This is a genomic window from Termitidicoccus mucosus, assembly GCF_038725785.1.
Lineage (GTDB): Bacteria > Verrucomicrobiota > Verrucomicrobiia > Opitutales > Opitutaceae > Termitidicoccus > Termitidicoccus mucosus.
In genome coordinates this window covers 1,806,724-1,821,234 of the sequence record NZ_CP109796.1, presented here as the reverse complement: position 1 = coordinate 1,821,234, position 14,511 = coordinate 1,806,724, and the positions used below count along the sequence as shown (strand labels likewise).

Annotated in this window: 12 protein-coding genes; 7 read left to right on the top strand and 5 right to left on the bottom strand. The window is 63.5% G+C overall.

What is annotated here, in order from left to right; all coding sequences use genetic code 11:
- Nucleotides 1-77 precede the first annotated feature (77 nt).
- The 5 genes from glpQ to OH491_RS06120 all read right to left on the bottom strand — a co-directional run bounded on the left by glpQ (nt 78) and on the right by OH491_RS06120 (nt 6,301).
- Nucleotides 78-1,064 carry a glycerophosphodiester phosphodiesterase gene (gene glpQ / locus OH491_RS06140; RefSeq protein WP_068771847.1) on the bottom strand — a complete coding sequence of 329 codons (987 nt, stop codon included), beginning with the start codon at nt 1,062-1,064 and terminating at the stop codon, nt 78-80.
- A gap of 52 nt (nt 1,065-1,116) precedes the next feature.
- A complete protein-coding gene (locus OH491_RS06135) occupies nt 1,117-2,568 on the bottom strand; it encodes a Gfo/Idh/MocA family protein (protein ID WP_068771848.1) in 1,452 nt (483 codons plus the stop codon).
- Nucleotides 2,569-2,673: 105 nt separating this feature from the next.
- Nucleotides 2,674-4,017 carry a phosphoglycerate transporter protein PgtP gene (pgtP, locus tag OH491_RS06130; protein WP_425429195.1) on the bottom strand — a complete coding sequence of 448 codons (1,344 nt, stop codon included), beginning with the start codon at nt 4,015-4,017 and terminating at the stop codon, nt 2,674-2,676.
- A 135-nt stretch (nt 4,018-4,152) separates the two neighbouring features.
- Nucleotides 4,153-5,208, bottom strand: a complete 1,056-nt coding sequence (locus tag OH491_RS06125) for an endonuclease/exonuclease/phosphatase family protein (protein WP_068771850.1) — start codon at nt 5,206-5,208, stop codon at nt 4,153-4,155.
- A gap of 328 nt (nt 5,209-5,536) precedes the next feature.
- On the bottom strand, nt 5,537-6,301 hold the full coding sequence (locus tag OH491_RS06120; protein ID WP_084442453.1) for a DeoR/GlpR family DNA-binding transcription regulator: 765 nt from the start codon (nt 6,299-6,301) through the stop codon (nt 5,537-5,539).
- A 262-nt stretch (nt 6,302-6,563) separates the two neighbouring features.
- On the opposite strand from OH491_RS06120, the gene OH491_RS06115 reads away from it, so the two are divergent.
- The 7 genes from OH491_RS06115 to OH491_RS06085 all read left to right on the top strand — a co-directional run bounded on the left by OH491_RS06115 (nt 6,564) and on the right by OH491_RS06085 (nt 14,290).
- On the top strand, nt 6,564-7,469 hold the full coding sequence (locus OH491_RS06115) for a glycerophosphodiester phosphodiesterase family protein (RefSeq protein ID WP_334319537.1): 906 nt from the start codon (nt 6,564-6,566) through the stop codon (nt 7,467-7,469).
- 55 nt (nt 7,470-7,524) lie between these two features.
- Nucleotides 7,525-8,673 (top strand): glycerol-3-phosphate dehydrogenase, encoded by a 1,149-nt coding sequence (locus tag OH491_RS06110; protein ID WP_068771852.1) that lies wholly within the window; start codon nt 7,525-7,527, stop codon nt 8,671-8,673.
- Nucleotides 8,670-10,010 (top strand): sn-glycerol-1-phosphate dehydrogenase, encoded by a 1,341-nt coding sequence (locus OH491_RS06105; protein WP_068771853.1) that lies wholly within the window; start codon nt 8,670-8,672, stop codon nt 10,008-10,010. The genes OH491_RS06110 and OH491_RS06105 overlap by 4 nt, the downstream gene beginning before the upstream one ends.
- 47 nt (nt 10,011-10,057) lie before the next feature.
- Nucleotides 10,058-10,999, top strand: coding sequence for a hypothetical protein (locus tag OH491_RS06100; protein WP_068771854.1), 942 nt, complete (start codon nt 10,058-10,060; stop codon nt 10,997-10,999).
- Nucleotides 11,000-11,109: 110 nt separating this feature from the next.
- The gene (locus OH491_RS06095; RefSeq protein ID WP_068771855.1) at nt 11,110-12,240 is read left to right on the top strand and encodes an SDR family NAD(P)-dependent oxidoreductase; all 1,131 of its coding nucleotides are present in this window, start codon (nt 11,110-11,112) and stop codon (nt 12,238-12,240) included.
- A 4-nt stretch (nt 12,241-12,244) separates the two neighbouring features.
- Nucleotides 12,245-12,952 carry a fructose-6-phosphate aldolase gene (locus tag OH491_RS06090; protein ID WP_334319538.1) on the top strand — a complete coding sequence of 236 codons (708 nt, stop codon included), beginning with the start codon at nt 12,245-12,247 and terminating at the stop codon, nt 12,950-12,952.
- Between the two features lie 18 nt (nt 12,953-12,970).
- Nucleotides 12,971-14,290: an MFS transporter gene (locus OH491_RS06085; protein ID WP_068771856.1), complete on the top strand. Its 1,320-nt coding sequence runs from the start codon at nt 12,971-12,973 to the stop codon at nt 14,288-14,290.
- Nucleotides 14,291-14,511 lie beyond the last annotated feature (221 nt).

Sequence of the window (14,511 nt, the reverse complement as noted above, 5' to 3'; positions counted from 1 at the left end):
GCCTCGCCCTGCCATTTGGGACAATGTTGAGAGAAAATACCATAAGAGCCTGCAAGGTCACAATCGGACCGCGGGCATCAGTTTGAATGCCGGTCGATCCATTGCCGCGTGAGATCGGGGAAGTCGGTGAACACGCCGTCCGCCTTTGCATCGCGGAAAATCACCTCGTGAAGTTCGTCCGCGGACGCCGCCCAGGCGGGGAGTTCGTCGCGGCGCACGGTGTAGGGATGAACCGCGAGGCCGAGCGCGCGGGCCTGGCGGACAAGGGGCGTGAGTTTGCGTTCGGCGGGGGTCTTGCCGGTCGCGATCTGCTTGATCGACGGACCGATGCCGTCGGCGACTTTGGCCACGTCCTCCAGCATGCCGGGCTTGGGGTTCTTGCTCATCAACAACAGCAGCCGGCCCTCCCAGCCGAGTTCCTCGCGCACGCGCCGCACCTCATCCCACTCGAAGCACTGGATCCAGCACTTGTCGGTTTTTTTGGCGTAGCCGTAACGCCGCAGCATGTCCACGGTCGCGCGGCTGACATCCGCGCCTTGCTTGCGGTGCCAGTCGGGGGATTTTATTTCCACATACACGCCGGCCTCGCGCCCGGTGCTTTTGTTCAAGCCTTGTATAAAACGGAGTTCCTCCTCGAAGGTGGAAATATGAAACAAGCCCGCGCCGCCGGGAAAGCGTCCGGGGAGCGCCTGCCGGCCGGTCTTGGTGTTGAGCCGCTCGTTCAATTGCAGTTGTTTCAACTCGGCCAGCGTGAAGTCGAGCGCGTAAAAGCGCCCGTCCTCGTGCCGGCGTTCCGGGAAGCGCGCGGCGACGTCGGTGACGGCCTCCAGATAAATGTCGTGCAGCACGACGAGGACGCCGTCCTTGCTGAGCACGACATCCTGTTCTATATAATCGGCGCCCATCGCGTGGGCCATCGCCTTGGCCGGGAGCGTGTGCTCGACGACGTAGCCGCTGGCGCCGCGGTGCGCGATGACCACGGGCCGCTCCGCGCCCTCCACGGTCGCTTCCGCCGCGAAGGCGGCCGCGAGCATTACCAATGTTGTCAGTATTGTGTTTTTCATGACTTGGGTTGATTGACTGAATTGAGAATCCGGCCGCGTGGAGTTCCGCGTCCTACGCGCCAAGCGGGTCGGCGGCGGGGCGAAGGGTTTTCCACGCGCCGCGCGTGAAATCGGGGATGGTCACCGGCGCGCCGTCCTGCCCGACCGAGCGCACCGAAAGCTCCAGGATGCTGCTCCACGCGGCGGCGTCATAGACCGTGAGGTCGGGCGTTGCGCCGCGGCGGACGCAGTCGAGCAGGCGGTGATTCATCAGGTAATCCATGCCGCCGTGGCCCGCGCCCTTCGCCTTCGCCCACAACTCGCGGACCAGCGGGTGCGTGAAGCGCTCGCGCATTTTCGCCATGTCCTCGTTGCCGAGCCAGGCATGGCTGTTTTTCGACTTCAGACCGAGATCGAGGCGCGCGGGCTCGTCGAGCGCGAGGCGGGCGGGATAGTCGAAGAAGGTGGCATCGGTGCCGCTGAGGGCGTTGATGCGGCTGTAGGGGCGCGGGCTGACGACGTCGTGCTGCACCATGATGGTGCGACCCAGCTCGGTCTTGATAATGGAGGTGTTGATGTCGCCGCAGCGGTAGCGTTCGCCGGCGTGGCGGCCGGCGTTGGGGTTTTTCTCGCGCAACCATTTGGAGAGACCGTGCTCCCCGGAGCTGACGGAGACAATGCTCTTGAACTGATCGCCGCGCCCGATGCCGAGGTAGCGGGCGACAGGGCCGAGGCCGTGCGTGGGATAGAGGTTGCCATCGAGTTTTTTATGATACGCGCGCCGCCAGTTGCCTTCGGAGTCGAGGTTGAAGAGCATGTCGCGCAACTCGTGTATATAAGCGCACTCGGCATGCTTCAATTCGCCAAAGACGCCCTGGCGGACGAGGTTGAGCACGAACAACTCGCTCTGGCCATAGCAGCAGTTTTCCAAAATCACGCAATGGCGCTGCGTGCGCTCGGAGGTATCAACCAACTCCCAGCACTCATCCACCGTCACGGCGGCGGAGACCTCGACGAAGGCGTGCCTGCCGCGCTCCATCGCGCGGACGGCCATCGGCACATGCCACTCCCAGGGTGTCGCAACATAAACGACATCGAGGTTGTCCTGATCGACGAGTTTTTCCCATGCGCGCTCGTCGCCGACATAGAGTCTCGGCTGCGCGGAGGACCCGGCGCGGATATGGGCGAGGGCGCGCTCGACGCGGTCCTGGCGGAGGTCGCACAACGCGGCGATCTCGACGAAATCGAGGCCGGCCATGTCGCGCACGAGGCTGCCTCCGCGGCCGAGACCGATGACGCCGACGCGGACCTTTTCCAGAGGCGGAGTGGTCAGGTCGTGGACGGGTTTGAGGCCGGGCTTGCGCGGGCGGGTGGCGGAGAGCGGACCGTCGCTGGCGGCGGCGAGGGGCAGGCCGCCGGCGAGCGCGGCGGCGCCGAGGGCGGCGCTTTTGAGGAAGTCGCGACGGGAGCCGGCGGCGGGGGCAGGGCGGGGCGGGGGCAATGCGGCCTGGGTTGTATATTTCATAATAAATATAATTTCTGATTTCTCAGCCACCCGAAATAACGAGGAACCCATATTACATGCCTGGGAATCACCACATATCCACGGTGAAAAACAATGCCCGCGCGCTCACGCGCCGGTGTCTTTCGGGCGGCCGCCGAGGGACATGGCGCTGAAGAGCATGGTGAGCAGGCAGCAGACGGTCATGGTCAGGAAAACGCCGTGCCATTGAAAATGGTCGGCTATCCAGCCGACGCCGGCGCCGGCGGCGCCGCCGCCGATGGTGTTGCCGAATAAACCGGTGAAGCCGGCGGCGGTGCCCGCGGCTTTTTTCGGGACGAGTTCGAGCGCGTGCAGGCCGATGAGCATGACCGGACCGTAGATGAAAAAGCCGGCGGTGAAGAGCGCGACATAATCAAGCCACACGGGGCCGTTTATATTGATCCAATACAGCAGGATGCCGACGAGCGTGAGCGCCATGAACAATATGGTGGCGGGCGCGCGGCGGCCCTTGAAAAGCCTGTCCGACACCCAGCCGCACAGGAGCGTGCCGGGGATGGCGGCGAACTCGAAGAGCGACCACGCGATGCTGGATTCCTTGACGGAAAGATGCTTCGCAGTCTCCAGGTAAACGGGCACCCAGCTCACGACGCCGTAGCGGACAAAATACACAAAGGCGTTGGCGATCGCGATGGCCCAGAGCGCCGGGTTGTTGAACACGTTTTGAAAAAAGATCTCGCGGAAGGAGAGCACGCGTTCGTTGCGGGCTGAATAGGCGGGCGGGTAGTCGTTTTTATACACCTCGATCGGCGGCAGGCCGCAACTTTGCGGGGTGTCGCGCATGAGAAACCAGGCGAGCACGGCGATGCCGGCGGCAACAATGGCGTTCAGATAAAACTTCGCACCCCAGTCGTGGAAAAGAAACATGCCGGCAGTGCCGATCCCGGTGATAAGCATTCCGCCGACGTTATGCGCGACGTTCCAAAAGGAGACGACCCTGCCGCGCTCTCGCGAGCTGTACCAGTGGACCATCGTCTTGCCGCAGGGCGGCCAGCCCATGCCGTTGACCCAGCCATTGAGCGCGGAGAGCGCGACAATCACAGCGAGCGACGCATACACGGCCTTCACGCTGCCGAAAACGGCGATGACGCCCGCCGAGAGCAGCAGGCCGAGCGGAAGGAAGCGGCGCGGGTTGCTGCGGTCGGAGACGGAACCCATGATGAATTTCGACAGGCCGTAGGCGACGATGACGGCGGTGAGGCCGGTGCCGAGCTGCGCCTTGGTGAAGCGCCCCGGATACTCTTTCAAAATGTCGGGCATGGCGAGCGCGAGGTTGTTGCGCACGAGATAAAACGCGGCGTAGCCGATGAAGATGCCGGCGAACACCTGCCAGCGCAGGCGTTTGTATGCCGGGTCGATCTTTTCGGGCGGCAGCGGAGCGATGTGCGGCGCGGGGGCGAGAAAGGAAAACAATCCGTGGCGGGACTCGGACGCGGGAGCGTTGCGGTGGGACATTTTTCTGGTTTTCGGTGGTTTCGTTGCGAAAGGGCAGGGGCTGGATGGTGAAAAAATGGGATGCGGAGATTTTCCCGCGTCATGCCTTGGCGGTTATTTTTTGTCTCCGGCGAATTCCAGCACGGTTTCGTAGGGGTAATGGTCGCTCGGCCAAAGGTCGCCGTGATGGGTTTCTATGCGCCCGGCGCCGGCGGTGATGAAATCGTCGCTGGCGAAGATGTAGTCTATTTTGTCCGCGAAAAGCGGGGGCGAGGCGCGGGTGCCGGCGACGAGGCCGGATTGTCCGGGGTGCGCCGCGGCGTAGGTGTCGCGCAATGCGAACGGAGCGGCGCGCGTCCGTCCGGCGAGCGTGACGGTCTCGCCGCGGAAGTGGCGCACAGGGGCGGACCACTGGCGCGCGTTCATGTCGCCGGTCAGGAGCACCGCGGCGCGTTTGTCGCGGCGGTTTGCGATGCGCTCCATGATGAGCGCCGCCGACTTTTCGCGCGAGGCTTCGGAGAACACGTAAAGGTGCGTGTTGTAGAAATACACGCGTCGTCCCGTGCGGCCCTTGGGGCCGGTTTCGTGGAAGAGGCCGTAGGTGACGCAACGCTTGCTCTCGGGCTGTCCGTCCGCGTTCCAGTCGCTTGAGCCGGGGATGTCCGGCGTGCTTGAGAGCCAGAATGTGCCGTGGTCGCCGTCGTCCAGTTCCCAGCGGTCCTTGCGCCAGAAGATCATGTTGCTTAGCGAAAAACGCCGCAGCGCCGGGCCGGTGCATGGCTCATAAAGCGAACCGTATCCCTGCATCGCGTCCGCGAGCCGCCGCGTCTGGTCGGCCTCGGCGCGCCGCCGGTCGATGCTTGTTTCCTGCGTGCCGATAAAGTCGTAGGGGCCGCTGCCGTCGGGATGGTCGCGCATCACCTCGATGACGAGCGGCGCGCGTTTCTCCCAGCGTTTGACGCGCGGGGTTTCCTCCACGCCTGCCTTGTCCGCGCCGAGATAGGAACTGAGAATGTTGAACGTGAGCACGCGCACCGGTTCCGCGAAGCCAGACCCCGCCGCACAAAGCGCGCCGACAAACACAACCGCGAGGCGGGCGCGACGGATAAAACCGGCGGCGCGGGCAGCCCGGGGTCGGGCGCGTCGGAGGTTTGGGGAATATGGGATCATGGCAGGAGCTGGGCTTTGCATGAGATTAGTTCATCGGATATATAAAATAAATCGAATGCGTTGTCTGGCGGCGTCCGCGGCGTGTTGCCCGCGGATTTCCATCATGTGCTCATGCGCCTGTTAAAAAAGGGCGGGGGGCCAGCCTAGTCGATGGAGAATTTTAAATAATTATTCGCCCGGGGCTGTATAACGCCAAAAAAAGAACACTTTATATTTGAAATATAAATGCAAAATACTGCAATATGCTTGTTGGTAAAATCTTATAATAAGTTGCGGGTGAAATGCCCGGGCGGAACCGGTTGCCCGCCGATGGCGGTCGCGCCGGCGTTCAGGCGAGCACCACTTTCACGCCGTGTTTTTTTATCATCTCGAACCAGGGGCGGTTTTCGGCGTGGTCGCTCGTCACCAGGACGTTAACCTGCTCCCAGGACACCATCCGCGTCAGGCCGAACTTTCGGAATTTGCTATGGTCGGCGATCATGACGCGAAGGGCGGCGTTGCGAATCATCAGGCGGGCGGTCGCCACCTGGGTGTCCGTGGTGTCGAGCACGCCTTCCTCGTCCATGCCGCGCGAGGAGAAAAACGCCGCGTCGGCGCGATATTCCCGCAGGGCGGCCTCGGCCCGCGGGCCGACGAGCGCGTCCGACTTCAAATCGAGCGTGCCGCCCGGCAGAATGACATCCGGGCCGCCGCCGGAGGGGAACCGCTGCATCAGCACCCCGCAGACGTTGATCGAGTCGGTGATGATGGTGCCGCTTTTTATGTGATGCGCCAGTCCCAGCGTGGTCGAGCCGCCGTGAATGAACACCGCGCCGCCTTTCGGGACAAACTCCATCGCGCGCGCGGCCAGGCGCGTCTTCTCGTTCTCAAGCCAGCGTCCCCGCATGACGAATGGGAGGGCGTCGCTCCCGCCTTGCGGCAGACGGTTGAGGCCGCCGTGAACCCGTCTCGCCAGATTGCTTTTCGCCAGCCTGACGAACGCGCGCCGGATCGTCGCCGCGCTGGCGCCGAAATGTTTCATCGCCTGCTCGGTCGAGAAAAATTCATGGGTTTCCAGATACTTCAATATCTCTTCTTCGCGTCGATTCCTCATGGCACGGGGGGCTTCACATGGTTTTTTTGCTGCTTGGAAAAACGCTCAAAAAACAACCAGAAATGCGCGCGAACAATCATTTTATTTGAAAAAAATGCATTTCGTCGGATGAAAACGGCCTGAAATTGCTTGAGCGGTCACTTCTCGCGTGAGGAGATTGATCATTCCTGCAACGGGCGCGACTTCCATTCCCCTCTCACGACTGCGCCGACCGGCCATACTTCCAGCAACCGACAAACCAGTGCGCTCAACAAGGTTCCTCATGATGAAAATAAATCCCCTCCGCCCCGCCGGGCTCATCGCCTTGCTGGCGTTCGCGGTCCCCGCCGCCGCCGCGCCGCGCCTGCATACAGTCAATATTCGAAGCATGGCCGACTTGCAGGAGTATTTTCATTACTCGCCGGACAAGGACATCATCATCAGCGGACACCGCGGCGGCATGATGGCGGGCTATCCCGAAAACTGCGTCGCGTCGTGCGAAAAGACGCTCTCGCTCATGCCGTCGTTCTTCGAGATCGACCCGCGCCTGACCAAGGACGGCGTGCTCGTGCTCATGCACGACGCCACGATCAACCGCACCACCACGGGCAAGGGCAAGGTTGCCGATTACACTTACGCGGAGTTGCAGGAGTTTTACCTGAAGGACCGGCAGAAAAACGTGACGTCCTACAAAATCCCCACGCTCGACGAGGTGCTGGAGTGGGGCGCGGACAAAACCGTGTTCAATTTCGACAACAAGGGCGTGCCCTGGCAGGTTTATTCCGACAACCTGAAGGGGAAGTGGGCGAAATATCATAATATCATCCTCTCCGTTCGCTCGCTGGAGGAATGTTTGTTTTATTACCGGCGCAACGACAATGTCATGTTTTGCTGCGAAATCGGCGACAGGGCGCAATACGAGGCGTATCGCGATTCCGGCATCCCGTGGAACCGCATCATGGCCTATGTCCGATACACCATGGACCCGGAGCAGCAGGCGGTCCATGACCTGCTGCACGGCCACGGCGTCATGTGCATGATCGCCGTCGGCCCCACCGCCGACAAGGTCAAGCCGGACGAGGCCCGCATCGAGGCCTATAAAAAAGAGCTTTCCCGCACCCCCGACATCATCGAGACGGACTATCCCGCCGATTTCGCCGGCCTTTCCAGAAAACGCTCCGGGAAATAGCGAAATTCCAAAAAACAGAAAAACAAAAACCTTTCCCAAACAGCACAAGCATAACATGAGCACCAGCATCACCAATGGCAATTCGGGCAGACAACGCACCGTCACGATCGTCGGCGCCGGCATGATGGGTTCCGCCCTCGCCTTTCCCGCGAGGGAAAACGGCCACATCGTCCGCATCGTCGGCACGCACCTCGACCGCGACATCATCGAGGGCTACCGCAAGACCGGCAAGCTGCCGAAGTTCTCCCGCCCCTTCCCCGGGGGCGTCGAATATTACGACATCGAGGACCTCGAACGCGCCCTTGAGGGCGCCGACCTGCTCATCGGCGGCGTCAGCAGCTTCGGCGTGGACTGGTTTGCCGAAAAAGTCCTCCCGCTCGTCCCCGAAACCCTGCCCGTGCTCTCCGTCACCAAGGGACTCATCGCCGACGAAAAAGGCGTGCTCATCACCTATCTTGAATATTGGAAACGCAAGCTGGCTCCCAAAAAACTCTGCCTCAACGCCGTCGGCGGCCCCTGCACCAGCTACGAACTCGTTTATAAAGACCCGACCGTCGTTTCCTTCTGCGGCGAAGACCCCGGCGTTCTCCGCCGCCTCAAGGCCATCATGGAAACCGATTATTACAACATCGAGGTCACCGACGATGTTGCCGGCGTCGAGTGCGCCGTCGCGTTGAAAAACGCCTACGCGCTCGGCGTCGCCGTGGCCGTCGGCGTCAACGAAAAGGTCAACGGCAACGGCATTGAGGACGCCCTTGAGCGCGTCCGCAGTTACGCGCAAGTCGGCGTGAGCGACAAGATCAACAAGAGCAAGGTGCCGCTGCACTACAACTCGCAGGCCGGCGTATTCGGCCAGTCCTGCCGTGAAATGCAGAAACTGCTGAAACTCCTCGCCGGCAGCGACCGCTCGCTTCACGTCGGCATCGGCGACCTTTACGTCACGGCCTTCAGCGGGCGCACGCGCCTGCTTGGCCTCCTGCTCGGCATCGGCCTCACCCTCGACGAGGCGCTGCGCGAACTCTCCGGCGTCACCCTCGAGTCCAACGTCATCATCCAGCGCATGGCGGCGGCCCTGCGCGGCATGGCCGGCCGCGGCGAGATTGATCTCGCCGAATTCCCGCTCATGGCCCGCCTCGGCGAGATCCTCCTCGACAACAAGACCGCCGACCTGCCCTGGGACAGCTTCGTCACCGAGATGCCATGACCTCGCGAGTCGAAACCGCGCTAAAAGCCGCCACCGACACGAAGGCGCTGCTGATCGGTCCCGGCACGCTCTGCGAAATCGCGTCGCTCTTCCGCGCCCAGTTCGGCGCCGACGCGCGCGCCATCATCGTCGCCGACACCAACACCCACACCGCCGTCGGCGGCGCCGCATCCGTGCTCCTGCGCGGCGACGGCGTGCCGCAGGACGAGCCGCTCGTGCTCGACGCTCGCGATCTCCACGCCGAGTATTGCCACGTCGAAACCATCTTGGCGCGCCTGCGCGCCACCGCCGCTGTGCCCGTCGCCGTCGGCTCCGGGACCGTGAACGACCTTTGCAAGCTCGCCGCGCATCTCGCAGGCCGCCCCTACATGGTCGTCGGCACCGCCGCCTCGATGGACGGCTACACCTCCTTCGGCGCATCCATCACCAAGGACGGCGCGAAACAGACCATGACCTGCCCCGCGCCCCGCGCCGCCCTCGCCGACATTGACATATTCGCCCGCGCCCCGGCCGAGATGACCGCCGCCGGCTACGCCGACCTCTTCGCCAAAATCACCGGCGGCGCCGACTGGCTCGTGGCCGACGCCGCCGGCGCCGACCCGCTCAACCCCGTCGCCTGGGACCTCGTGCAAGGCGGCCTCCCTCTCGCCCTCTCCGATCCCGCCGGTGTCCGCGCCGGCGATCCCGTCGCGCTCGGGCGTCTCGTCGAGGGCCTGATGCTCGGCGGCTTCGCCATGCAATACGCGAAAAGCAGCCGCCCCGCCTCCGGCGCCGAGCATTATATAAGTCACATCTGGGACATGGAGCACCACCGCCACAACGGCCGCGGCGTCTCGCACGGCTTCCAGGTCGCCATCGGCACAATAACCATCCTCGCGTTTTACGAGGAGCTGCTGAAAATCGACCTGACCGCGCTCGACGTCGCCGCCGCCACCGCCGCGTGGCCGGAGTTCGCCGGCATGGAAAAAACAATACACGCCCTCTACGGTGGCGGCTCCATCGGACGCATCCTCTCGGAAAGCCGCGCCAAATACGTCGGCAGGCAGGCGGTGGCCGCGCAATTGGAATTGATAAAACGCGCCTGGCCCGGCCTGAAAACGCGCCTCGAAAAGCAACTCATCCCTGTCGCGGAGGCGCAACGCCGCCTCGCCGCCGCCGGCGTGCCGACGGAGCCGGAGCACATCAGCATCTCCCGCGCGCGCCTGCGCGAGACCCTGCTCAAGGCCCCCTATTTCCGCAACCGTTTCACCGCCATCGACCTCGCCCAGCGCGCCGGGCTCTTCGACGCCTGCGTCGCCGCCCTCTTCGGCCCCGGCGGGCGCTGGGAGATAAAATAACACGGCAAAACGAACCCAATAAACCAACCGGCTGATTTATTCCCGACATGAAACCGAACAAAACCAAGACACACCCGCGCGGTGCCGCCGCGTTTTCCGCGGCCCGCGCCCTCGTCCTCGCCGTCCTCGCCGCCACCGGGGCCCTCGCCACCGCCACCGCCGCCGGCACCGGCGCCGCCGCCCCGACCCTGGAGCACCCCTTCGTGGGAACCTACAAGAAGGAGGCCCAGCAGGGCATGGCCATCCACAAGGACACCGCCTTCCTTTTCAACAACACCGGCATCGTCCGCATGTATAATTTGAAAACGAAGGAGTTTATAAACGACTACCTGCTCGACACCGCCGCGCCGGAAAACCACGCCAACTGCGCCAACTTCGGCGTCGAGTTCCCCGAGGGCAACAGCGCCTACCCCGCCCTCTACGTCTCCGAGTGCTACGGCCAGCGCCGTTGCTTCGTCCAGAGCGTCAGCGCCGCCGGCGCGAAGTTGATACAAACCCTGAAAGTCCGCCGCGACGGCAAAAGCATGGAACCCCTCACCGCCGACTACTCTTTCGACTGGTATGTGGACAAGGACGGCAAATTCCTCTACTTCGCCGCCATCACCCACGATGCCAAAAACCGCGCGGACGAAAGCGACTACCTCATCACCAAGGTCCGCCTTCCCGCCCTTTCCGAGGGCGACGTCACCTTCACCGAAAAGGACTTCCTCGACCGGTTCACCATCAGTTTCCGCCACCTCAGCCAGGGCGGCGTGATCCGCGGCGACCGGCTCTACATGCCCGTCGGCTGCCCGAAACCCGCCGGCGCCAAAAAAGACCCGGCGGACCGCGCCCTCATCGTGGTCGACCTGGGCAAAAGAAAAATCGAAAAAATCATGGACTTCAGCAAAGACCTGACGCTTGAGCCGGAGGACGCCGACTTCCACGGCGACAAATTGCTCATGGTCTGCGGGCAGGACGGCGGCCTCTGGCACGTCAAGGGAATCTGACCAAGGGCAAAACCAACGCCGTGCATATAATGGTTAAGCTCCGCACGCCATCGGAGCCTTAAACCTAAACGCGCGGTGCCGCCGCCGCGCCCATGTTATATCATTTCCCAATGACAACAGAAGTAACACTTGCGCAAATCCTGCGGGGAGTCGTCCTCGGGCGGACCCGCCGCCCCGCCGCCGTTTCATACACGCCCGACGGCGCGCCGGGCGCGCCCGTGATTGATGTTTCCGCGCCCCCGCCCGATGATATTGCCGCCATCGCGCGGGGAATCGCGGGCGGGCTTCCGGGCGGCATCCCCGGCGCCGCCACGCTCAGGCGCGGCGGGCGCTGTTTTTCATACAGGATAACAAGCGAAATTTTCCCGGCAAACCGCGCCACCACCATGAAAAACCGCGTCGCCGTCGTCACCGGCGCCGCGCAGGGCCTCGGTGCGGAAATCGCGCGCGGCCTCGCCGCCGGCGGCGCCATCGTCCACCTCGCCGACACCAACGCAGCCGGCGCCGCCCGCCTCGCGGAGCAGTTCAACGCCGGGTGCGGCGGAGGCGCCGCCGCCCCGGTCGCGTTCGCTCACGGCGCGGACGTGGCCGACGAGGAATCCGTCGCGCGCCTGTGCGAGGACATCGCGCTGCGCAGCGGAGGGCTCGACCTTTGCGTGAGCAACGCGGGCATCGTGCGCGGCGCCGGCGGCATCCTCGGGCAGGACATCGCGGCGCTGCGCCTTGTCGCCGAGGTCAACTATGTCGGTTTCGCCGTCGTCGCGAAACACGCGGGCGGCATGATGAAAACGCAGCATATCGCAGCCGGTGCCGCCGCCCCCGGCGCCGCCGCCTGGACGTCCGACATTATACAAATAAATTCCAAGTCCGGGCTGGAGGGCTCCGGCAAAAACGGCGCCTACGCCGGGAGCAAATTCGGCGGCGTCGGGCTGGTGCAAAGTTTCGCGAAGGAGCTTGTCGAGTGGGGAATCAAGGTGAACGCGGTCTGCCCCGGAAACTTTTTCGACGGCCCGCTCTGGTCCGAGCCGGAGCGCGGGCTTTTCGCGCAATACCTCCGCGCCGGCAAGGTGCCCGGCGCCAGGACCGCCGCCGAGGTGCGGGCGTTTTACGAGGCGAAGACGCCGATGGGCCGCGGGTGCGGCGCCGCCGATGTCCTCCGCGCGGTTTATTATCTGGTCGAGCAACAATATGAAACCGGCCAGGCCCTGCCCGTCACCGGCGGCCAGGTCATGCTGAATTAGGCCCATGAAAACACCATTGGAAATAATCCTCGACTCGGCGAACATCGCCGAGATTGAAAAATGCGACCGCCGGTTCGCGCTGGCGGGCGTGACCTCGAACCCGACGATTATAAAAAAGGAGGGCCGACTGGATTTCTACCCGCATTTTCGGAAAATCCGGGAGATCATCGGGGAAAACAAATCCCTGCACATCCAGACGCTCGGCGCCACGACGGAGGAGATGCTGGCGGAGGCGCGGGCGGTGCTGGCCGGGGTTGACGGGCGGGTTTATATAAAAATCCCGGTCACGGAGCCGGGGCTGGAGGCGATAAAAACGCTGGCGGGCGGGGGCGTGAATGTCACCGCCACGGGAATATACACGCGGATGCAGGCGTATCTCGCCGCCGCCGCCGGCGCCCGCTACCTCGCGCCGTATTGCAATCGGATGGAGCAGATGGGGATTGATTTCCGCGCGATCATCGCCGAGGTCTCCGGCGTGCTGGCGCGGGCGGGGTCGCCGGCGAAAATCGTTGCGGCCAGCTTCAAGAACATCACGCAGACGACGGACGCGCTGGCCGCCGGTGCCGCCGCCGTCACGATGACACCCGACATCCTCCATTCCGCGTGCGACTTCGCCCCGATCGGCCTGGCCGTGCGCGATTTTCACGCCGACTGGGTGTCCTCGCAGGGCGCGGACGCCCGCCTCGATACCCCGCTCCCCGGACCAATATAGTTTCCGCCCGAAAACACCATGTCCCCCGCGACCGCAAAAAGTTTCCGCTACTGGCAATGGCGCACCATCATTGCCACGATGATCGGCTACTCGCTGTTTTATTTTGTCCGCAAAAACCTCAGCGTCGCCATGCCCGGCCTCCAGGCCGAGTTTGGCATCAGCAAGGCGCAACTCGGCGTGTTTCTCACCGCGCACGGCCTCATCTACGGCGTGTCGAAATTCCTCAACGGCATCATCGGCGACCGCGTGAACTCGCGCCGCTTCATGGTCGCCGGGCTGCTGCTCGCCTCGCTGTGCAGTGTCGCGTTTGCCTTCGGCCCGGCCGTCGCCGCGGCCATCGCAGGCGCCGGCACCGGCGAGAAATTCCTCGGCGTGCTCGTCGTCTGCCTCGGTGTCATCTGGATGGTCAACGGCTGGTTCCAAGGCATGGGCTTCCCGCCCTGCGCGCGCCTCATCACCTATTGGGTGCCGCCCGCCGAACTCGCGACCAAGATGTCCGTGTGGAACGCCTCGCATTCCATCGGCGCCGGCTTTGTCGTCGTCCTCTGCGGCTACGTCGTCGCGTTCGGCTGGCGCTGGTGCTTCTGGCTGCCCGCCGCCATCGCCATCGCCGGGGCCGGGGCCCTCTGGTTCGCGCTTCGCGACACGCCGTCGTCGGTGGGGCTGCCCGAATTGCCCGGCGCCGGCAAAAAGGCGGAGGCGGCGGAAAATGAAAACGACACCGCCGCGTTCAAGCGGTTCATCCGCGAAAACGTCTTTCTCAATCCGGTGGTCTGGATCATCGGCGCGGGGCAGTTTTTTGTCTATGTGATGCGCTACGCCGTCCTCGACTGGGGGCCGACTTTCCTCGGCGAACACTATGGCATCTCCATCAAGTCATCCACCTGGATGACCGCCGGCTTCGAAATCGCGGGCATCGCCGGGATGCTGCTGGCGGGCTGGGTGACCGACCGTTTTTTTGGCGGGCGCGCCGCGCGGGTGTGCGTGCTGTGCATGGTGCTGGCCGTGGTGTTCATGCTGCTTTTCTGGCTGCTGCCGCTGCCGCCGCCGGCCATGTCCTTGCTGCTGATGGCGGCGGGTTTTTGCATCTACGGCCCGCAGGCGCTGGGCGGGGTCATCACGGCCAACATCGTCACCCGCCGCGCGGCGGCGACGGCGATCGGCTTCACGTCGCTGTTCGCCTACGCGAGCACCATCGTTTCGGGCTGGGGGCTGGGCCTGCTGGTGGAGAAATACAGTTGGTCCCACGCCTTCGGCGCGCTCTGCCTGGTCGGGCTGGCCGGTGCTGCGGTCTTTGCGCTCCTGTGGAAAACCAGGCGCGACGCCTACGGCGAGTGATTTTTAATCGAACAGAAGGAAACGAAGGGAACCAAGAATACATTTATGGGCAGTTTGAAAAATTATTTTCAACCGCGAATAAACACGAATGGACGCGAATTCAGTAAAATCATAATTTCTTTGATAGAGCATTTCCTATTTATTCTGTCGCAAATAAACCATGTCCCCGTAGGGCCTGACCTTGTGTCAGGCCGGTTTAGCGCCCGCGGCGCGACGCAAGG

Bases quoted from the DNA above. Each gene is read 5' to 3' on its own strand.
- OH491_RS06085 (WP_068771856.1), top strand. From the start codon at position 12,971: ATGTCCCCCGCGACCGCAAAAAGTTTCCGCTACTGGCAATGGCGCACC.
- OH491_RS06125 (WP_068771850.1), bottom strand. From the start codon at position 5,208: ATGATCCCATATTCCCCAAACCTCCGACGCGCCCGACCCCGGGCTGCC.
- OH491_RS06095 (WP_068771855.1), top strand. From the start codon at position 11,110: ATGACAACAGAAGTAACACTTGCGCAAATCCTGCGGGGAGTCGTCCTC.
- OH491_RS06100 (WP_068771854.1), top strand. From the start codon at position 10,058: ATGAAACCGAACAAAACCAAGACACACCCGCGCGGTGCCGCCGCGTTT.
- OH491_RS06110 (WP_068771852.1), top strand. From the start codon at position 7,525: ATGAGCACCAGCATCACCAATGGCAATTCGGGCAGACAACGCACCGTC.
- glpQ (WP_068771847.1), bottom strand. From the start codon at position 1,064: ATGAAAAACACAATACTGACAACATTGGTAATGCTCGCGGCCGCCTTC.
- OH491_RS06105 (WP_068771853.1), top strand. From the start codon at position 8,670: ATGACCTCGCGAGTCGAAACCGCGCTAAAAGCCGCCACCGACACGAAG.
- OH491_RS06090 (WP_334319538.1), top strand. From the start codon at position 12,245: ATGAAAACACCATTGGAAATAATCCTCGACTCGGCGAACATCGCCGAG.
- OH491_RS06120 (WP_084442453.1), bottom strand. From the start codon at position 6,301: ATGAGGAATCGACGCGAAGAAGAGATATTGAAGTATCTGGAAACCCAT.
- OH491_RS06115 (WP_334319537.1), top strand. From the start codon at position 6,564: ATGATGAAAATAAATCCCCTCCGCCCCGCCGGGCTCATCGCCTTGCTG.
- OH491_RS06135 (WP_068771848.1), bottom strand. From the start codon at position 2,568: ATGAAATATACAACCCAGGCCGCATTGCCCCCGCCCCGCCCTGCCCCC.